At 66.7% G+C, this 19,278-nt stretch carries 13 protein-coding genes and 2 tRNA genes; 5 read left to right on the forward strand and 10 right to left on the reverse strand.

What is annotated here, in order from left to right; all coding sequences use genetic code 11:
* Position 1: 1 nt before the first annotated feature.
* The 5 genes from J2S73_RS13715 to J2S73_RS13735 form a co-directional block, all read right to left on the reverse strand.
* Entirely contained in the window at positions 2 to 415 is a 414-nt protein-coding gene (locus J2S73_RS13715) for a GFA family protein (RefSeq protein WP_306886115.1), read from the reverse strand.
* An 11-nt stretch (positions 416 to 426) separates the two neighbouring features.
* Positions 427 to 1,026, reverse strand: coding sequence for an NADH-quinone oxidoreductase subunit C (locus J2S73_RS13720; RefSeq protein ID WP_306886116.1), 600 nt, complete (start codon positions 1,024 to 1,026; stop codon positions 427 to 429).
* 48 nt (positions 1,027 to 1,074) lie between these two features.
* Positions 1,075 to 1,656 (reverse strand): NuoB/complex I 20 kDa subunit family protein, encoded by a 582-nt coding sequence (locus J2S73_RS13725; protein WP_306886117.1) that lies wholly within the window; start codon positions 1,654 to 1,656, stop codon positions 1,075 to 1,077.
* On the reverse strand, positions 1,647 to 2,012 hold the full coding sequence (locus J2S73_RS13730) for an NADH-quinone oxidoreductase subunit A (protein WP_306886118.1): 366 nt from the start codon (positions 2,010 to 2,012) through the stop codon (positions 1,647 to 1,649). The genes J2S73_RS13725 and J2S73_RS13730 overlap by 10 nt, the downstream gene beginning before the upstream one ends.
* A 414-nt stretch (positions 2,013 to 2,426) precedes the next feature.
* Positions 2,427 to 2,503: transfer RNA gene (locus J2S73_RS13735), tRNA-Asp, on the reverse strand.
* A 468-nt stretch (positions 2,504 to 2,971) separates the two neighbouring features.
* On the opposite strand from J2S73_RS13735, the gene J2S73_RS13740 reads away from it, so the two are divergent.
* Positions 2,972 to 3,048 (forward strand) — tRNA-Val (locus tag J2S73_RS13740).
* 30 nt (positions 3,049 to 3,078) lie between these two features.
* Here the strand turns inward: J2S73_RS13740 and J2S73_RS13745 are convergent.
* From J2S73_RS13745 to cueR, 4 genes are all read right to left on the reverse strand, one after another.
* Positions 3,079 to 4,470, reverse strand: coding sequence for a multicopper oxidase family protein (locus J2S73_RS13745; RefSeq protein WP_306886119.1), 1,392 nt, complete (start codon positions 4,468 to 4,470; stop codon positions 3,079 to 3,081).
* On the reverse strand, positions 4,467 to 5,429 hold the full coding sequence (locus J2S73_RS13750; protein ID WP_306886120.1) for a CopD family protein: 963 nt from the start codon (positions 5,427 to 5,429) through the stop codon (positions 4,467 to 4,469). Before J2S73_RS13750 ends, J2S73_RS13745 begins: the two co-directional genes overlap by 4 nt.
* A gap of 6 nt (positions 5,430 to 5,435) precedes the next feature.
* Positions 5,436 to 5,804, reverse strand: coding sequence for a copper resistance CopC family protein (locus tag J2S73_RS13755; protein ID WP_306886121.1), 369 nt, complete (start codon positions 5,802 to 5,804; stop codon positions 5,436 to 5,438).
* Positions 5,805 to 5,889: 85 nt separating this feature from the next.
* The gene (gene cueR, locus J2S73_RS13760; RefSeq protein ID WP_306886122.1) at positions 5,890 to 6,291 is read right to left on the reverse strand and encodes a Cu(I)-responsive transcriptional regulator; all 402 of its coding nucleotides are present in this window, start codon (positions 6,289 to 6,291) and stop codon (positions 5,890 to 5,892) included.
* Between the two features lie 123 nt (positions 6,292 to 6,414).
* Between cueR and J2S73_RS13765 the strand changes: the two genes are divergently transcribed.
* The 4 genes from J2S73_RS13765 to J2S73_RS13780 all read left to right on the forward strand — a co-directional run bounded on the left by J2S73_RS13765 (position 6,415) and on the right by J2S73_RS13780 (position 11,095).
* Entirely contained in the window at positions 6,415 to 7,299 is an 885-nt protein-coding gene (locus tag J2S73_RS13765) for a DUF305 domain-containing protein (RefSeq protein WP_306886123.1), read from the forward strand.
* Positions 7,300 to 7,340: 41 nt separating this feature from the next.
* Positions 7,341 to 8,090 carry a glutaredoxin family protein gene (locus J2S73_RS13770; protein WP_306886124.1) on the forward strand — a complete coding sequence of 250 codons (750 nt, stop codon included), beginning with the start codon at positions 7,341 to 7,343 and terminating at the stop codon, positions 8,088 to 8,090.
* Between the two features lie 90 nt (positions 8,091 to 8,180).
* Positions 8,181 to 10,628: a heavy metal translocating P-type ATPase gene (locus J2S73_RS13775; protein WP_306886125.1), complete on the forward strand. Its 2,448-nt coding sequence runs from the start codon at positions 8,181 to 8,183 to the stop codon at positions 10,626 to 10,628.
* On the forward strand, positions 10,625 to 11,095 hold the full coding sequence (locus J2S73_RS13780; protein WP_306886126.1) for a c-type cytochrome: 471 nt from the start codon (positions 10,625 to 10,627) through the stop codon (positions 11,093 to 11,095). Before J2S73_RS13775 ends, J2S73_RS13780 begins: the two co-directional genes overlap by 4 nt.
* A gap of 25 nt (positions 11,096 to 11,120) precedes the next feature.
* Here the strand turns inward: J2S73_RS13780 and J2S73_RS13785 are convergent, their stop codons facing one another.
* The gene (locus J2S73_RS13785; protein ID WP_306886127.1) at positions 11,121 to 19,115 is read right to left on the reverse strand and encodes an autotransporter domain-containing protein; all 7,995 of its coding nucleotides are present in this window, start codon (positions 19,113 to 19,115) and stop codon (positions 11,121 to 11,123) included.
* Positions 19,116 to 19,278: the final 163 nt, after the last annotated feature.

Below are 19,278 nucleotides of genomic sequence, written 5' to 3' on the forward strand. Positions count from 1 at the left end.
CTCAGTTTCCTCCGAACATCGCCATGAGCTCGGCGCCGGTCATTTTCTTCGTCTCGCCGGCGAACGCATAGGTCGCCGGCTTGGAGTCGATATAGACCTCCACGCCGAGCGGCTCCGACAGCGGCTCATCGAATGCGAACGCGGACAGCGTGACGAAGCTGCCATCCCTCGTGCGGTAGCCGAACGAGCTGCCGCACAGCTTGCAGAACAGGCGCTCGGCCCACTCCGACGATTCCCAGACGCCGAGACCGGTGTCCTTCTCGATCACGAGATCGCTGACTTCAACGCCCATGAACGGGCCTGCCGACCACTGCCGGCAGGTCGTGCAATGGCAGGCGTCCATGTGGCCGCCCTTCACGCGCGCGGTGAAGCGCACCGCGCCGCAGCAGCATCCGCCAGACTTTGCCTCGGTCACAACAGTCTCCCTCAATTCGCCTTCTCGTCGCCGGGAAGGACGTAGTCGGTCCCCTCCCAGGGCGAGAGGAAGTCGAAATCTCGGAACTCCTGGGTCAGCTTCACCGGCTCGTAGACCACCCGCTTCAGGCTGTCGTCGTAGCGGACCTCGACGAAACCGGTGAGCGGGAAATCCTTGCGCAGCGGATGCCCCTCGAAACCGTAGTCGGTGAGGAGCCGGCGCAGGTCGGGATGACCGGAGAACAGGATCCCGTAGAGATCGTAGGCCTCGCGCTCGAACCAGTCGGCGGCGGGGAAGACCTCGGTGATCGACGGAACCGGCGTCGTCTCGTCCGTCGCCACCTTCACCCGGATGCGCAGGTTCTGCTTCGGCGACAGCAGATGGTAGACCACATCGAAACGGCGCTCGCGGGCGGGCCAGTCGACGCCGCACAGATCGATGAAGCACACGAACTGGCAGCGCGCATCGTCGCGCAGAAACCGGATCACCGGCTGGATCTGCGCCGACACGACGTCGACGGTCAGCTCGTCGCGGTCGACGCGCCACCCGATCATCTGGTCACCCAGCTTCTGGGCCAGATAGTCCCCAAGCTCGCTCAGCGTCTCGTCCATGGCTCCTCGCCTACCGGCGTGTGGTATCGGGCGACCCTCGGTCGGCCGTCAGCGTTCGATGGTGCCCGTGCGACGGATCTTCTTCTGCAGCAGCAGGATGCCGTACAGAAGCCCTTCCGCGGTGGGCGGGCAGCCGGGCACGTAGACGTCGACCGGAACCACCCGGTCGCAGCCGCGCACGACGGCATAGGAATAATGATAGTAGCCGCCGCCGTTGGCGCAGGAGCCCATCGAGATGACGTAGCGCGGCTCCGGCATCTGGTCGTAGACCTTCCGCAGGGCCGGCGCCATCTTGTTGGTCAGCGTGCCGGCGACGATCATCACGTCCGACTGGCGCGGGCTCGCGCGCGGCGCGAAGCCGAACCGCTCCACGTCGTAGCGCGGCATCGACACCTGCATCATTTCCACAGCGCAGCAGGCCAGACCGAACGTCATCCACATCAGCGAGCCGGTGCGGGCCCACTGGATCAGACTGTCGGTCGAGGTGACCAGGAAGCCCTTGTCCGCCAGCTCGGCGTTGACCTCGACGAAGAACGGATCGTCCGCGCCGACCGGGCGGCCGGTATCGGGGTCGATCCGGCCGGTTGCACCATGGGCGACGAGCGGACGCTCTTCAGCGCTCAATCCCATTCCAGTGCTCCCTTCTTCCACTCATAGATGAACCCGATCGTCAGCACCGCGAGGAACAGCATCACGGACACGAATCCGAACCAGCCGACCTCGCCGAAGGACACCGCCCACGGGAACAAGAAGGCCACTTCCAGATCGAAGATGATGAACAGGATGGCGACCAGGTAGAACCGGACGTCGAACTTCATACGGGCGTCGTCGAACGCGTTGAAGCCGCACTCGTACGCCGAAAGCTTTTCCGGATCCGGATTCTTGTAGGCGATCAGGAACGGCGAGACGAGCAGCGCCAGGCCGATGAAAGCCGCGACGCCGATAAAGACGACGATCGGAACGTATTCCCGAAGGAGATCTTCCATTTCCGCAAGCCTCCTATGCGCGGCTTTGAGGGCACCGCCGGCGGCGCGACCACTGGCCCGCCTTGCAACGGGACACCGACCGAAACGCCTGCCGCGGGAGCATGTTACGCTTCCAGGCCCGGCCCGGCCAATGACCTGATCCTTGGTGAAGACCTATGGTGCGGCGGCCCCGGGTCAACGGACCCTGTCCGACTGCACTGCAGCATCACCGTCGTTGAGGGAGCCTTAGCGGAGGGTGTCTGTTTAGACAAGATCAAACCGGCACGAACCGCTGTGGCCCGTCGTGCCTGCGTCGGTCTGCAGCAGCCCGCGGCATGGCAATGCGATCAAGGCTCGGCGCGGCCGAGCGGTCGGGTCGCAAAGACTTTCTGTGTGGGAAAACGAACGTACCATTCCGCCGCCCGTGCGGAGGAATGGCGGGAGTGACGGGGCTCGAACCCGCGACCTCCGGCGTGACAGGCCGGCACTCTAACCAACTGAGCTACACCCCCGTGGCGCGCTGGCAAGTGGCCGGCGCCAAGGTCACAGGGAGATACGATCCGGCCGGGCAGGTGTCAAGCGGCGGTCACATACGAATTCGGGGATAAAGCAAGCCCGGGAAAAGCCGCGCCCGCTTCAGGTCCGTCCACAGCGCCGCAGAGCGCCCTTCGCGCTCGCGGATCGGGCACCCGTGCCGAGACGGCAACGCCCGCCTGAAGGCCGCTTCCGGGGTGCGGCTTGGGCCGCCAGGTCATCGGCATCCCCTCGCCCGCCCCGGTCTCCCGGACCCGGCTCTGGCCCGCGAAGCGATCGAATCGCCCATACGCGCTCCGGCAAGGCCGTCTCGCCAGGTGCGAGGCGCACACGGCGCCTGTTGCGCGGCATCCGCCGTTCCAATAAGCACATGCGCGAGCGCGTTGATCCCGCCGATCCGCAAAGGTCCGGCGTCGCGCGCATATATACCGCGCAATCGGGCGCCGGGGCGGTTAGCTCAGCTGGTTAGAGCACCTGGTTTACACCCAGGGGGTCGGGAGTTCGAATCTCTCACCGCCCACCATTGCCTTCGGTTCCCGGGAACGTTCGTCGTTCAGGTCACCCGAAGCCAGGTCATCATGCCACCCGCCGAATGCTCCAGCATGTGGCAATGAAGCAGCCAGTCGCCGGGATTGTCGGCGACGAATGCGATTTCCGCCGTATCGCCTGGTTCCACAAGCAGCGTGTCGCGAAGCGGACCAGGTGCCCCGCCCGCTCCGATCTGCCGGAAATGGTGGCCGTGGAGATGCATGGCATGGGGCCACCCGGTGTCGTTGACCATCGCGATCCGGATGGTTTCACCACGATCGGCCGCCACCAGGGGATCGGCTGGCATGTCGGCACGGCCGTTGAACGCCCAGACCTTCCCGGCACGCGCCATCTCGCGCATGCCCATCATGCGGCCACCCATCATGGCGCCCCGCATGCCGCCCATGGCACCGCCCTCCATCGTCAGGTCCACCTTGCGGGCATCGTCGAGCCGGCCGAGCGCAGCAACGGGATTCGCCGGAAGCGGGTCCGGAGAAGACATGCGCTCAGGCCGCGATTCGCCCTCAACCACGAAGGTCGCGATCTTGTACTCCCCGTCCCGGTCCCGGCTCGTCAGAAGCGCCTCACTACTGTCTTCGGCCACGACATCGACGATGAGATCGGCCCGCTGAGCCGGTGCGAGAACCAGTCCACCAAGCGGGCGCGGTGTCTCCAGAGGCATGCCATCCAGGGCGACGACCCAGCCTTCCAGGCCAGGTGTGTTCAATTCGAAGATCCGCGCGTTCGCCGTGTTGACCAGGCGCAGGCGAAGCCGGGCGTTGCGCTCGACGGCTTTGCGCCAGCGACCACTGCCGTTGACCGTGATCCAGTTACCGACCCGGCCCAGATGGGCCCAGTCGTGCATGTTGTCGAAATCCTGGGCGATCTGGGCGGTGTCCGTCAGGCGCCAGTCGTCAATCAGAAGCACCTCGTCGAGATCGACCTCGGGGGCTCCCTCCGGCTCCTCGACAATCAGCGCGCCCGAGAGACCGCGGGCCATCTGCTCCCAGCTTCGATTGTGCGGATGGTACCAGTAGGTGCCCGCATCCGGCGCACGGAAGTCGTAATGGAAGGCCTCGCCCGAGGCGACGGGGCTCTGCGTCAGGTCCGGCACGCCATCCATCGCGTTGTCGATGCGGACCCCGTGCCAGTGGACCGTCGAGGGCTGCGGCAACCGGTTGAGGAAGCGCCGGGAGATCGTCTCGCCCTGTCTCACACGGATCGTCGGCCCCGGCACCGTCCCGCCGTAGCCCCAGACGGCCGTTTCCGGAAAATCGTCCGGCACAAGTCGGGCCATGCCGGGCTCTGCCGTCAGGTCGACAGCAGAAGGCGCCGCGAGAATGGGTGTGGGCAAGGCGGCGGCGGTCAAGCCTCCGGCCAGAAGCGTGTTGAAGCCGCGGCGGGTGACATCGGTCATGTGTGCATTCCGGGTTCGAGGGCCCTCGCCGACGTGGGAACAGGGCCCGGCGAGGGGGCAGTTTCAGCGGTCGTGGCGGCCGGTGGCGATGTAACAGTCGTCAGGGCGGCGGTGGTCAGCAGGATCAGGGCGATGAGCGCCGCCTCCAGGCGGATCGAGCCGCGCAGGCGATCGGCCGCGCCGGCCCTGCCCGCCCGCAATGCGGGCGTCAGGCGCAGCTTGTTGAGCGCCGCCAGCGCCAGCACGCCGGCGAACAGCGTCAGCTTGACCGCGAACGCCTGTCCATAGGGTGTGGCAAGGGCTGCGGGCCTCGCCGCTCCGAGCACCAGAAGGATGAGCCCGCCCGAGACGACCAGCGCGGCCACGACCCAGAGCGCCTTCAAGCCGAATTCATGAGAGAGATCCCCGGCCTCGGCGGGGGATTGCCGTCGGGCCGCCCGTGCGAGCGGCGCGAACGCTCCCACCCAGAATGCAAGCCCGAGAATATGCAGCGTCACCAGCGCGCCCAGCAGGACGCGAGGCTCTTCCAGTGCGTGGCCCCGGAAGGCGAAGGACATCGCGACGAGCACGGCGCCAAGGACCGCGGTCGCGGACGCGATGCGTCCTGGCGCGAGAACCGCAAGGACCAGAACCAGACCGACCAGCCGGAGGACGATGCTCGTGCCGAGCGGACTGTCGGCCACGACGCCGAGCATCATCGGATCCGTGGCGCCGGCGAGATCCCCGCCCATCAGGAATCCGGCTCTGAGCGGCAACCGCAGGCCGGTAAACAGAGCGGCAATCAGCGCCGAAAGGGCCGCGGTGCGGTTCAGCGCCGCCCGACCGGCCGGCTCGAGCGCACGCAGAGATACACCGGCAAGCACGCTGCCCGCGGCAAGAAGCGTCGCCGCGTAGGCAGACGCCTTGACCAGGATCGACACCCAGGTGAGCACGTCAGCTGCGGCCAGCGCCTGAAACACGCCGCGTCAGTTCCCGATCTCGAAGGAAAAGCTGCCCTCCATCGGGTGTCCGTCGTCGGACAGCCCCCGCCAGTCGACGGTGTAGGTCCCGGGAGCGAGGTCACCCGGCGTCGCCTCGAACTCCCGGACCGGCGCCATATCGTCCGTCCGCTCGAGATCGTGGCTTTCCCCGTCGGCGCCGGTCAGCCGGATCAGCGTGATCCGCATCGGCTTGTCGAAACTCATCCCGATCGATTGGGGGGCCGCTTCAAGCACGGCACCGTCCGGGGGCGTGGTGGTTTCCTTCTTGGAGTGTGCCGATGCGCCGGATAGCACCGCGACACTCATCGCGGCGGCGGCGAATGCGCCCAGGGCGCCATTGCGGAAGGATGTCATATCGATCGTCTTCTCCTAGCTTGGTCGAGCGTCGGGTCTCTGGATGGCGCAGCTTGCCGGACGAGGCTACGCCCCAGGTCATGGCCTAGCCGGCCGGTTCCGCCGTCCCCGCCAGATCATCCAGAATCGGACAGTCCGGCCGGTCGTCGCCATGGCAGCGGGTGACGAGATCCTCGAGCGTGCCCCGCATGGCCTGCAGCTCGGCGATCTTCTGCTCGATCCGGGTCAGGTGTTCGCGAGCCAGCGCCTTGACGTCCGCGCTCGCCCGGCTGCGATCCTCATAAAGCGACACGAGCGTGCGGCAGTCCTCGATGGAGAAGCCCAGCGAGCGGGCCCTTCCCAGAAAGGCGAGCTTGTGGACGTCGCGTTGGCTGAAGTCGCGATAGCCATTCTCGCCGCGTGACGGCCGCACCAGGCCAATGTCCTCGTAGTAACGGATCGTCTTGGCCGGAAGACCGATGGCTTCGGCCACCTCTCCGATGTTCATCGCTTCACTCCTCGATCGCCCCTGATGCAGCTTCCACCAACTGGAATGTCAAGATCAGCCTGGCTGGAACCTTCCAGCCCGGGAAGGTCGTTCCCTTCGAGCCGAAAGATATCGGAGGGTCCTATGAATTATGGCCGCTTCTTCGCAATGATCGCCACGTCGACGGTGGTGATGTTCGCGCTGATGTACTTCAACACCTACCTGCTCTCGCACGTCTTCTGGTCGGAGACACGCGCCTACATGGCGTTGGTGATGGGCGCGACGATGGCGGTGATCATGCTCGCCTTCATGCTGTCGATGTATACCAATCGCGCCGTGAATATTGCGATTTTCGCGGGCGCGATCGTCCTGTTCGGGGCGTCCCTCTGGCTCGTCCGCAGCCAGGTGACGGTTCAGGATCGCTCCTACATGAAGGCCATGATCCCGCATCATTCGATCGCGATCATGACTTCCAGCCGGGCCAATATCTCCGATCCGCGCGTTCGGAAGCTGGCGGACGAGATCATTTTCGCCCAGGACAAGGAAATTGCCGAGATGCGGTACCTGATTGCCGATATCGGCGAATCGGGCGACGGGAGCGAGGGTCCCACGGACCCGGCGGCTGTCACCTCGCTGGACGAAGCACTGTCGTCCGCCGAGATCGCCACCCTCGATCCGCAGTTCATGAGCAGCGAAGAGATGGCACGCCTGTTTCCGGACGGCGCGGCCTGCACGTTCCGCTACACGAAAGACAGTCCGCCCGTGCTCGCTTTTGGCGAACGGGACGGATCGGCTGCCGCCGGCCTGAAGATCAGCGGCGATCTCGTCCCTCTCGCCGCTGGGTCCGCTTCCGCGACGGCGTCGCCTGCCGCCTATCGGGCCTCCGGCATCTCCGTGAATCTGAACGCACCCGACGGAGCGGAGTTGACCGCTGAAGCGGATCGCGGACGGAAGCCGGCAGATCTCATTCTCGAACTCGATCGCGGGCTGAGCGTCGGATACCGGGGCTACTACCAGTGTACAGCCTGACCCCGGCCCCAACCGCGCGGCTCCAACGACAAGAGGATCTCATGACGAAATCCGCAGAACTCTATCGCATGGTCATGCCGGACCATCTGTGCCCCTACGGCCTGAAGTCGAAAGCGCTGCTTGAGCGCAAGGGCTACGAGGTCGAGGACCACCACCTCACCACGCGCGACGAAACAGATGCGTTCATGTCCAAGCACGGCGTCGAGACGACGCCGCAGACCTTCATCGAGGGCGAGCGCATCGGCGGCTATGACGAATTGCGCGTGTTCTTCGGGATCGATGCTCCGCCCGAGGAACGAAGCGACACGACCTACCAGCCCGTCATCGCCATTTTCTCGGTCGCGTTCCTCTTGGCGCTCGGCCTCTCCTGGCACCAGTACGGCACCGTGCTGACCGTTCGGGCTGCGGAATGGTTCATCTCGCTGTCGATGACGGTGCTTGCGATCCAGAAACTCCAGGATGTGGAGAGCTTCTCCACCATGTTCCTGAACTACGACCTGCTCGCCCGGCGCTGGGTCCGCTACGGCAAGGTCTATCCGTTCGGCGAGGCGCTGGCCGGTATCCTGATGACCGCCGGCGCGCTGGTCTGGATCTCGTCGCCGGTCGCGCTGTTCATCGGCATCGTCGGCGCCGTTTCCATCTTCAAGGCGGTCTATATCGACAAGCGCGAGCTGAAATGCGCCTGCGTCGGCGGGTCGTCCTCGGTGCCGCTCGGGTTCGTGTCGCTGACCGAGAGCCTGATGATGGTGGCGATGGGCATCTGGATGCCCCTGAAGACGCTGCTTCTCTAAGCCGTCAGGCCCTTCTCGGGATCGCGACCGGATGGTCTTGACCTTCCAGTGACAGGAAGCCCTATGGTCCGGTCGACTCAGGAGGTTCCCATGTCCGACAGCGCCACCATGGACACCGTCGTGACCCGCGATCCGGTCTGCGGCATGACCGTCGACCCCAACGCCGGCAAACCGCAGACGGAGCACGGCGGGCACGTCTATCATTTCTGCCGGGAAGGCTGCCGCGACAAATTCGCGGCCGATCCCGATGCGTACGTGGAGGCGACGGACCCGGTCTGCGGCATGTCGGTGAATCGCGCGACGGCCCGCTACATGTCGAAGCACGAGGGCGAACGCTTCTATTTCTGCTCCGGCCGGTGCCAGGAGAAGTTCGAAGCGGCGCCCGGTGACTATCTCGGCGACCGCCCTGCCCCGGAACCGATGCCGGAAGGCACGCTCTACACCTGCCCGATGGATCCCGAGATCGTCCAGGAAGGCCCCGGCGACTGTCCGATCTGCGGAATGGCGCTGGAGCCGATGATGCCGTCGGCCGACGCCGGACCGAACCCCGAGCTGATCGACTTCCGCCGCCGGCTCTGGATCGGCGCGCCGCTCGCCCTGTCGGTCTTCCTTCTGGAAATGGGCGGCATGCTGGGGCTGCCCTGGGCCCACTGGTTCGGCGGCGGAATCGTGCGCTGGCTGCAGTTCCTGCTGGCGACGCCCGTTGTCGTCTGGGTGGCCCAGCCCTTCTTCAAGCGCGGCTGGTCGTCGATCGTCACCGGCCGCCTCAACATGTGGACGCTGATCGCGCTTGGCACGGGCGCTGCCTACGCATTCAGTCTGGTCTCGCTGCTTGCCCCCGGCGTGTTCCCGCCGACCCTCCAGGGCGACCACGGACCGCCACTTTATTTCGAGGCGTCGGCGGTGATCCTGATCCTCGTCCTCATCGGCCAGGTGATGGAGCTCACGGCGCGCGACCGGACGGGTGACGCGATCCGTGCGCTCATGGACCTGTCGCCGAAGACGGCGCGCCGGGTGACGGACAACGGCGACGAAGAGGTCTCCCTCGACGCCGTCAAGGCCGGTGACCGGCTCCGGGTCCGTCCGGGAGAGGCCGTTCCCGTCGACGGTGTCGTGGTCGAGGGCCGTTCCCCGATCGACGAAAGCATGATCACCGGCGAGCCGGTGCCGGTCGAAAAGCAGTCCGGCGACAGCGTCACCGGCGGCACCCTCAACAAGACCGGCTCCTTCGTGATGGAAGCCAGGGCGGTGGGCAGCGACACCGTGCTCTCGCGCATCGTGGCAATGGTGGCCCAGGCCCAGCGGTCGCGCGCGCCGATCCAGGCGCTGGCCGACCGCGTCGCCGGCTACTTCGTACCGACGGTGATCGCCGTTTCCATCGTCGCCTTCATCGCATGGTTGGCGGTCGGACCGTCGCCGGCATTCGGCTACGCGGTGGTCGCGGCCGTGAGTGTGCTGATCATCGCCTGTCCGTGTGCGCTGGGGCTGGCGACCCCTATGTCGATCATGGTCTCGACCGGCCGCGGGGCCCAGGCGGGCGTGCTGATCCGCGATGCGGAAGCGCTGGAGCGGTTCTCGAAGGTCGGCGTTCTGGTGCTGGACAAGACGGGCACCCTGACGGAAGGCCGCCCCAGCCTCACCGACGTGGTGGCGCTCGGCGATCTTCCCGAGGACCGTGTGGTGGCGCTTGCGGCTGCCCTTGAACGCGGATCCGAACATCCCCTCGCCGAAGCGATCCTGAACGGAGCGGAGGAGCGCGGCGTGGATCGGCTGGACGCCGCCGACTTCGATGCCGTTACCGGCAAGGGCGTCCGGGGGACCATCGACGGCGCCGACGTCGCGTTCGGCAACAGCGGCTTGATGGCCGATCTCGGCCTCGATCCTGCCGAGGTCGAGACGCGGATGCGTCCGCTTCAGGAGGCCGGCAAGACGGCGATGGCGCTGGCGGCCGATGGCCGTCTGGTGGGCCTTCTCGCGGTCGCCGACCGGATCAAGGAGACCACGCCCCGGGCAATCCGCGATCTCCACGAGGCCGGCCTGACCATCGTGATGGCAACCGGCGACAGCGAAGCCACCGCCATGGCGGTCGCCCGCGAGCTCGGCATCGACCAGGTCCGCGCAGGCGTCTCGCCGAAACAGAAGGCCGACCTGATCGCAGAGCTGAAAGGCAAGGGCCGGTCCGTCGCGATGGCCGGTGACGGCGTCAACGACGCCCCTGCCCTTGCGGCCGCTGATGTCGGCATCGCCATGGGGACCGGGGCAGACGTGGCCGTGGAAAGCGCCGGCATCACCCTGGTGAAGGGCGATCTGCGCGGCATCGTCCGGGCCCGCACGCTGGCCCAGGCGACGATGCGCAACATCCGGCAGAACCTCTTCTTCGCCTTCGTCTACAACACGGTCGGCGTGCCGATCGCGGCCGGGGTGCTGTTCCCGTTCTTCGGTGTGCTGCTGTCGCCGATGATTGCCGCGGCCGCGATGAGCCTCTCGTCGGTTTCGGTGATCGGCAACGCACTGCGGCTGCGGAAGATCCGTCTGTGAAGATCGGGAAACTGGCCCTCGGAGCGCTGGTCCTCGCCGGCGCGGCCGCCGCCGCGATCTGGTTCGCTGTCGGCCGGGATGCCGGCGACACGCCTGCCGGGCATTACACACCGAATCTTGCGCGCGGCGCGGCGATCTACGCCGAAGCCTGCGCCTCGTGCCACGGCGCCGACCTTGAAGGCCAGCCCAACTGGCGAACACCGAAACCCGACGGCCGGCTGCCGGCCCCGCCGCACGACGAGACGGGGCACACCTGGCATCATCCGGACCGGGTCTTGCTGGGCATCACCCGGGTCGGAACCGCCGCCTATGTCGGCGACGGCTATCAGAGCGACATGCCCGGCTTCGGGGAGACCTATTCCGATGCGGAGCTGCGAGACGTGCTGGAATGGATCAAGACCCAGTGGCCGGAACGGGAGCGTCAGGCCCAGGCGGAGATCACCGCCCGGGACGAAGCGACCCGCTGACCTGACCCGTCCGGACGGTGGCCTCTCAGAACGTCCAGGCGAGTGTCCCGCCGACACTCTGATCGGCCGATCCATCGCCGAATTCGCCGCTGTAGGCGGCCCCGAGGCTCAGGCTGTTCCTCACGGAGACGTTGAGACCGGCGTCCAGAAGCAGGGTGTCCTTGGCAAACGGCACACCCGCCACCGTGAAGGGCGTGCCGCCGGCGGCGAAGGCGAACGCGCTGGTCGGGGTGGACGCGCTGTACATGTGCCGCCAGCCGACCATTCCCTGCACCGTCGCGTTCATCCCGGCTCCGATGGCCGCGCTTGCCGACCCGCGCAGCCCCAATGTCGAATAGGTGATGTCGGTCGCATCTCCCTGGCTGGTGAGCGCGGCAACGCCGCCGGTCTCGGTGAACCCGTCGGTGTTCAGGTTCACATAGGCCAGCCCCGCGAAGGGTTCGAAACCGACCGGGCCCGCATCGACGCCATACCCGACCTCGCCGAACAGCTGGGTGGTGCCGGCATCGTAATCCGCCTTCAGCGTCTGCGTCGTCGGGAAGGAGGCGATGCGCGAGGAGGAAACGTCGTCCCAGCTGTAGGCGGCACCGCCGCGGACGTTGACGGCGTGCCAGCTGGTGCCGGCATAAAGCGCGGCATGATAGGCGTCGGTGTCGCCTGAGGACCGCTGCGAATCGACGGAGAAGCCAGTGTGGCTGTAGCCACCGAGGACGCCGACCCGCCAGGATCCGAGGAGCACGTCGGCGCCGGTGAAGACGCCGCTGCTGTCGCGATCGAGATCACCGGCAACGCCCCCGTCGCTCGATCCCCAGGATCCGAAGCCGGTGGCCCAAACGGTCGCGTTCGTGCGAACCGGCTCCGGATCCCCTGCCCCACCCGAAGATGCGTAGGAGAGCGGCGCCGACGCAAAACGGGTCGCCGCACCGGACTGACCGTCCAACGTCGCCAGCCGATCGAACACTGTCGTCCGCACGAACCGGCTGTCGTTGATCAGCACGCTCTTGGCGGAGGCGTTGATCTCTCCGGACAGAAGCGCGAAGGCCCCATCGATGCGATCCTCCGTCAGGAACACCGCATCCTCATAGAGGGAGTTCTCAAGACCGAGCGACTGAACGCCGTCGGCCGCAGCCCCCGCGTTCGCACCGGAGACCACGGTCGACCACGGGGCAGAAAGGCCGTCGTAGGTCACCGTCACCGCACTTGGGGAATAGGTCACGTCCTGTTCCAAAAGCGGCCGGGTGAAGTTGCTGGAGACGGTGAACCCGCGCCCCATCGTCACGATCGAGCCGCCGGTCGCCGTCCGGGCTTCCAGAATTGTGTAGGCTTCGCCCAGCGTTGGCGTACCCGTGAGCTGCAGGCTGAGGTTCGACCCTTCCATGATCGTCGCCACGCCGTCCTGCACCACGATGTTGTCGCTGATCCCGTTCTCGATCTCGGCGACATAGGTCGAGCCCGGCCGGAACGTGATGTCCCTGATCACGGTCAGCGTTCCAGGCGAATTGCCCGGCATGATGTTGGCGCCGCCCTGCAGATTGACGGTGTTCACACGGCCCCGTCCCGCAAGCGATCCGCCCGGGTTCACCGTGATCGGCGAGTTCGTCACCTCCCCGTTGACCACCAGGGACCCGGAGTCGATCGAGGTCGGCCCCGTATAGTCGTTCACGCCGTTGAAGGTCAGCGTCCCGCCGCCCGACTTGCTGACGCCGCCGGTCCCGGACAGATTGCCATCGAAGACGGAGTCGGACGTATCGGTGGCGATGTCGAGGGTGGACGCTTCGCCGAGCACGATATTGCCCGTGCCTTCCAGCTTCTTCAGCTTCTGCGCCACGCCGCGCAGCTGGAACGATGCCCCGGTGTCGACGAGCAGTTCCGAGGCGTCGGGAAGCGCGCCGGTGGCGCCGACGATCAGCGTGCCCTGCCGCACCCGGGTCTGCCCGGAATAGCTGTTTGCGGTCCCCGCCAGCACCAGCGTTCCGAGCCCCGTCTTGGCGAGCCCGCCGGTTCCGGAGAGCCGGCCGCCGAGGGTCCCGGTCGATCCGGCATCGACCTGGAAGCTGCCGACCGCGCCCGGCCCGAACGTCACCTCCTTGGCCAGCGTGAAGCTGCCGGCGAACGCATAGGTGCTTGCGGCTTCGAAGACGAGGGCGCCGGTTCCAAGCGCGCCCTCCACGGCACGCACCGTGCCGCCCGCGAGATAGGTGGTTCCCGAATAGGTGTTCACGCCCGGCAACGTCAGCGTTCCTTGGCCGGCTTTCCGCAGCGATCCGCCCCCGGAGAACACGCCGCCCCAGCGCGCGTTGAAGCCGTTGGTGTCCACCGTCGACGTCCGCCCGCCGGTCAATGTCGCATTCACCGACGTCGCCAGGTCGCTTCCGGTGACCCGGATCGTGCCGCCACCGAGAGTGAACGCGTAGGAGCCGGTGCCGCCGGACAGGCCCTGCAAACTTGTGCCGCCGATTTCCAGTGCACCACCGTTCAGATCGTAGACGCCGCCGCCGGGTCCTCCCAGATGGAACGTCGATCCGCTCGCCATCCGGAGCGTGCCGCCGGTCTGGGTGATGGTCCCCCGTCCGCCGCTTGCGCCGGCGCGGAGGCCGACAGCCAAGGTCAGGCTGCCCCCGGTGACGTTGAGCGCGCCGTCGGCGCCGGCCCCGCGACCGACATTGAGGGTCGACCAGTTCGATGTCCCGCCGCTCTGCGTCATCGATCCGCCGGCGATGAACGCCTGGCCCCGGCTCATCGTCGAGCCGTTGATGGTCAGGTTGCCCGACCCGGCCTTGATGAATTGCCCCGGGTTCGCCTCATAGCTGAAGGCGGGCGACGAAAGGGTTCCGGAGAACGTGGCGGATTGGCCCGCGTTGATGGTGGAGGTCAGGCTGCTGTCGCCCAGTTGCACGGTGCCGCCACCCGACAGCGCGCCAATCCGGACCACGTCGGCCGCCCCGAGCCCGGTGATGTCGAACACCGATCCCGCCGACGTCGCCACCGCATTGCCGTTCAGCGCGTTCGCGACGCCCAGCGCCAGCGTCCCGCCCTGCAGAGAGACGCCACCGGTGAACGTGTTGGCGGATGCCAGAGTCAGCGTTCCCGCCCCGGCCTTGGCCAGACCGCCGCCACCGGAGAACACGCCGTTCCAGGTCGCGTTCAGACCGTTGGTGTCGATTGCCGACGTGGATCCGCCCGTGAGGGTGGCGTTCACCGACGTCGTCAGGTTGCTGCCGGTCACCCGGATCGTGCCGCCACCCAGATTGAAGGCGTATGAGCCGGTTCCGTTGTTGGCGTAGAGGCCACGCAGATTGTCGGCGCCGATCTCCAGCGTGCCCCCATCGAGGTTGTAGGTGCCCGAGCCGTAGCCCCCGAGATAGAGCTCGGAGGTGTCGACGATGCGCAGCGTGCCGCCGGTCTGGTTGATCACGCCGGTGCTCGTCTGGGCTGTGGCGTCGCGATCGCCGATCACCAGGAAGCCGCCGCTGAAGCTGGACGGCCGCACCTCGACCAGACCCGTGCCGCTGATGTTCAGGGTGCCGCTGCTCACCGGCCGCGAGCCGGCGTTGCGGCCGATGGTGTGGCTGCCACCCTCCAGGATCAGCGAGCCGCCGCTGATCGTGTAGGTGCCCGTCCCACCCTGGTTGCCGATGTTCAGCGACGCACAGCGATCGTTGTCGGAGCAGGTCGGCTCGAGCCGCACCGTGCCCCCGGTCTGATTGACGAACCCGGTGCCGCCGAAGTCGCCGACCCGCATCCCGACATTCAGCGTCAGGCTACCGCCGCTCACGTTCAGGGTGCCGTTCGCTCCGGTACCGCTGCCGACATTGATGCTCGACCAGGCCGTCGTCCCGCCGCTCTGGGTCATCGACCCCTGCACGATGAAGCTCTCGCCCCGGTTCATCGTCGAGCCGTTGATGACGAGATCGCCGGCGCCGGTCTTGGTGAACGTGCCGATCTCCGAATCGTAGGGCCAGCCGTCGGAGTTGAGGATGCCCGAGAAGGCCGACATCTGGCCGCCGGCAACCGACGTCACGAGATTGGCCACGCCGAGATTGATCGTCCCTCCGCCCGAGACCGCACCCAGATTGACCGCATCGGAGTCGGTCAGGGTCGTGAGATCGAGGATCGCTCCGCCGGCAGCCGAAAGCGCATTGCCGCTCAGCGCGTTCGCTACACCCAGCGCCAGCGTCCCGCCCTGCAGAGAGACGCCGCCGGTGAACGTGTTGGCGGATGCCAGAGTCAGCGTTCCGGCTCCAGCCTTGGCCAGACCGCCGCCGCCGGAAAAGGCACCGCCCCAGGTCGCGTTGAGCCCGTTGGTATCGACGGTCGACGTGCTCCCGCCGGTCAGGGTCGCATCCACCGAGGTCGCGAGATCGCTCCCGGTCACCCGGATCGTGCCGCCGCCAAGGTTGAACGCATAGGAGCCGGTTCCGTTGTTGGCGTAGAGGCCGCGCAGATTGTCGGCGCCGATCTCCAGCGTGCCCCCGTTGAGGTTGTAGGTGCCGGAGCCGTAGCCCCCGAGATAGAGCTCGGAGGTGTCGACGATGCGCAGCGTGCCGCCGGTCTGGTTGATCACGCCGGTGCTGGTCTGCGCCGTCGCATCGCGATCTCCGATCACCAGGAAGCCGCGGCTCGCCCCATAGGGCCGGACCTCGACCAGACCCGTGCCGCTGATGTTCAGGGTGCCGCTGCTCACCGGCCGCGTCCCGGCGTTGCGGCCGATGGTGTGGCTGCCGCCCTCCAGGATCAGCGACCCGCCGCTGATCGTGTAGGTGCCCGTCCCGCCCTGGTTGCCGATGTTCAGCGACGCACAGCGATCGTTGTCGGAACAGGTCGGCTCGAGCCGCACCGTACCACCGGTCTGATTCACGAGCCCGGTGCCGCCGAAGTCGCCGACGCGCATCCCGACATTCAGCGTCAGGCTGCCGCCGCTCACGTTCAGGGTGCCGTTCGCTCCGGTACCGCTGCCGACATTGATGTTCGACCAGGTGGTCGTCCCGCCGCTCTGGGTCATCGAGCCCTGGACGATGAAGCTCTCGCCCCGGTTCATCGTCGAGCCGTTGATGACGAGATCGCCGGCGCCAGTCTTGGTGAAGGTACCGATCTCCGAATCGTAAGGCCAGCCATCGGAATTGATGGTGCCAGAGAAGGCCGCGCTGTGGCCGGACCCGATGGTCGTCACCAGATTCGCCACGCCGAGATTGATGGTTCCCGCGCCGGAAACTGCGCCCAGATTGACGACATCGGTGTTGGACAGCCCGGTCAGGTCGAGCACCGCGCCCGACGAGGTCGCAAGCGCGTTGCCGCTCAAGGCATTGGTGAGGCCCAAAGCCAGCGTGCCCCCCTGCAGCGACACGCCTCCGGTGAACGTGTTCGCGGACGCCAGCGTCAGCGTGCCCGCGCCGGCCTTCGCCAGACCGCCGCCACCGGAGAACACGCCGTTCCAGGTCGCGTTCAGACCGTTGGTGTCGATTGCCGACGTGCGGCCTCCGGTCAGGGTGGCGTTCACCGACGTCGTCAGGTTGCTGCCGGTCACCCGGATCGTGCCGCCACCCAGATTGAAGGCGTACGAGCCATCCGCGCCGCCACCGCCATAAAGACCCTGAAGGCTGGTTCCGCCAATCTCCAGCGCGCCTCCGGTCAGGTTGTAGGTGCTGCCCCCATAGCCGCCCAGATAAAGGCGCGAGGTATCCACGATGCGCAGCGTGCCGCCCGTCTGATTCAGGGTCCCGGTGCCGTCGTTGGTGCTGTTGTCCCGGTCGCCGATCACCAGGAAGCCGCTGCTGAAAGCCGACGGCCGCACTTCGACCAGCCCGGTGCCGCCGATGTTCAGGGTGCCGCTGCTCGAAGCCCGCGCGCCCGTGGTGCGGCCGATAGAGTGCGCGCCGCCCTCCAGGATCAGCGATCCGCCGCTGATCGTGTAGGTGCCCGTACCGCCCTGATTGCCAACGTTCAGCGAGACGCAACGGCTGGTGTCGGAACAGGTCGGCTCGAGCCGCACCGTGCCCCCGGTCTGATTGACGAACCCGGTGCCGCCGAAATCACCGACCCGCATCCCGACATTCACCGTCAGGGTGCCGCCGCTCACATTGAGCGTGCCGTTCGCACCGGCCCCGCTGCCGGGATTGATGTTCGACCAGGCGGTCGTCCCGCCGCTCTGGGTCATCGACCCCTGCACGATGAAGCTCTCGCCCCGGTTCATCGTCGAGCCGTTGATCACCAGATCGCCGGCGCCGGTCTTGGTGAACGTGCCGATCTCCGAATCGTACGGCCAGCCATCGGAATTGATGGTGCCGGAGAAGGCCGCGCTCTGGCCGGACCCGATGGTCGTCACCAGATTCGCCACGCCGAGATTGATGGTCCCGTCCCCCGACACCGCGCCCAGATTGACGACATCGGTGTTGGACAGCCCGGTGAGGTCGAGCGCTGCGCCGGACATCGTCGCAAGCGCGTTGCCGCTCAAGGCATTGGTGAGGCCCAGCGCCAGCGTGCCACCCTGTAGCGACACGCCGCCGGTGAACGTGTTGGCCGACGCGAGCGTTAGGGTCCCCGTGCCGGCCTTCGCCAGACCGCCGCCGCCGGACAACACGCCGTTCCAGGTCGCGTTCAAACCGTTGGTGTCGATCGCCGACGTGGATCCTCCCGTCAGGGTGGCGTTCACCGACGTCGTCAGGTCGCTGCCGGTCACCCGGATCGTGCCGCCACCCAGATTGAAGGCGTACGAGCCCCCCGAACCGCCGCCGGGCGCGCGCCCCCTCAGATCCGACCCGCCAATCGCGAGCGTTCCGCCAGTCAGATTGTAGATGCCAGCTCCGCCGCCACCGAGATAGAGATCACTGCCGGCACCTATCGCGAGTGTCCCGCCGGTCTGGTCGATCGTACCCGAACTGCCAGCGCGCACGGCGAGACGCAGTCCGCCATCGAAGGCTGCGGTTCCGCCGGACAGGGTGTAGATCCCCGTTCCCCTCTCGCCGAAGATCACCCCACCTTCGGACGAAAACGCACCTCCGCTCTGGATGAACTCGCCGGTGCCTCCCTCCGCCGTGCCAAACCGCGGGCCATCCCGCCCCTTCACTTCGAACGTTCCGGCCTGGAGCTCATACGTCCCCCGGCCGCCTTCCTTGTCAGAGGCGAAGCTGTGACCGAACCAGAAAGCGTTGGCACCGGAATCGATCGACACGAGCGAACCGGCGCCATTCTGGACCACACGCCCCACGCCTTCGTCGGTGCCGATGAAGATCTGGGTTCCGGTGCTGGACGGGTTCACTGTCGATGACGTGATCCGGGAATTTCCCGAGATCGAAAGCGTGCCCGAAGCGCCCGGATCCTCGCCCACATAGATTGTCGCTCCGGGCGTGAGCGCGATCTCTCCGCCGCGCATGTCGTACGTACCGGACCCGCCGTTGAAACCGACGTCCAGCGCGCTCCCCTGGATCCGCACGGTACCGGCGTTCTGGGTAAACGTCCCGGTGCCGTCGTTTCCCACACCCAGAAGAGAATAGCGGCCCCCGACCGAACTGAGAGACACCTCGCCGCCGTTCATCAGCACCGAACCGCTGGCTTTCCGGCCCACGTCGAAGCGACCGTTCTCGTCGAAGTCGATGTTGGCCCCGCTCTCGATTGTCAGCGTCGCACCGTCACGGACGGCAAACCGTCCGGGCGCGCCCGGGCCACCGAGGAAGTTGAGTCCTATGGACTGGGCCGGCCCGGGAAGGGCCAGATCCGAACTCATCGCAACATCGCCGGCGCTGCCGCCGATCGTGATGTTGACGACATCCGTCCGGCCCGGCTGGAGCGCCTGCGGAACCAGCGTATCGAAACCGGACTGACCGCTTCCGTTCAGGTCTTGCGCCTGGGCACCGCTCGATGCGGGCGGCGCAACAAGAACCAGCGAGACAACGATGATGGCGGCGACCGTCCCCACAGGGTTCCGCGCCGGATTCTCAAGAAACGCCATCGCCCGGAGCCCGGACAGATGGCACTCGAACGCACGACAAGCCCGCCCCACCCGGACTTGATCCACTGCTTTCATGGTGATCTCCCCAAGGTCACCAAAAGAATTATGTCAAAACGTGGTACCGGAATGCCGTCGACTTTCTAACGGCGCAGGTCCTATTGACCCGGGACGTCAGAAATCAAATCTCGACAACTGGCCCGAAAACGCAGGCGATCAAGCGCAATCCACACGTCTCTAT

The sequence above is a fragment of the Amorphus orientalis genome, assembly GCF_030814015.1.
Lineage (GTDB): Bacteria > Pseudomonadota > Alphaproteobacteria > Rhizobiales > Amorphaceae > Amorphus > Amorphus orientalis.

Excerpts from the sequence above, each read along its gene's own strand:
- J2S73_RS13785 (WP_306886127.1), bottom strand. The coding sequence starts at position 19,115 with ATGAAAGCAGTGGATCAAGTCCGGGTGGGGCGGGCTTGTCGTGCGTTC.
- J2S73_RS13755 (WP_306886121.1), bottom strand. The coding sequence starts at position 5,804 with ATGACATCCTTCCGCAATGGCGCCCTGGGCGCATTCGCCGCCGCCGCG.
- J2S73_RS13725 (WP_306886117.1), bottom strand. The coding sequence starts at position 1,656 with ATGGGATTGAGCGCTGAAGAGCGTCCGCTCGTCGCCCATGGTGCAACC.
- J2S73_RS13775 (WP_306886125.1), top strand. The coding sequence starts at position 8,181 with ATGTCCGACAGCGCCACCATGGACACCGTCGTGACCCGCGATCCGGTC.
- cueR (WP_306886122.1), bottom strand. The coding sequence starts at position 6,291 with ATGAACATCGGAGAGGTGGCCGAAGCCATCGGTCTTCCGGCCAAGACG.
- J2S73_RS13765 (WP_306886123.1), top strand. The coding sequence starts at position 6,415 with ATGAATTATGGCCGCTTCTTCGCAATGATCGCCACGTCGACGGTGGTG.
- J2S73_RS13745 (WP_306886119.1), bottom strand. The coding sequence starts at position 4,470 with ATGACCGATGTCACCCGCCGCGGCTTCAACACGCTTCTGGCCGGAGGC.
- J2S73_RS13770 (WP_306886124.1), top strand. The coding sequence starts at position 7,341 with ATGACGAAATCCGCAGAACTCTATCGCATGGTCATGCCGGACCATCTG.
- J2S73_RS13730 (WP_306886118.1), bottom strand. The coding sequence starts at position 2,012 with ATGGAAGATCTCCTTCGGGAATACGTTCCGATCGTCGTCTTTATCGGC.
- J2S73_RS13720 (WP_306886116.1), bottom strand. The coding sequence starts at position 1,026 with ATGGACGAGACGCTGAGCGAGCTTGGGGACTATCTGGCCCAGAAGCTG.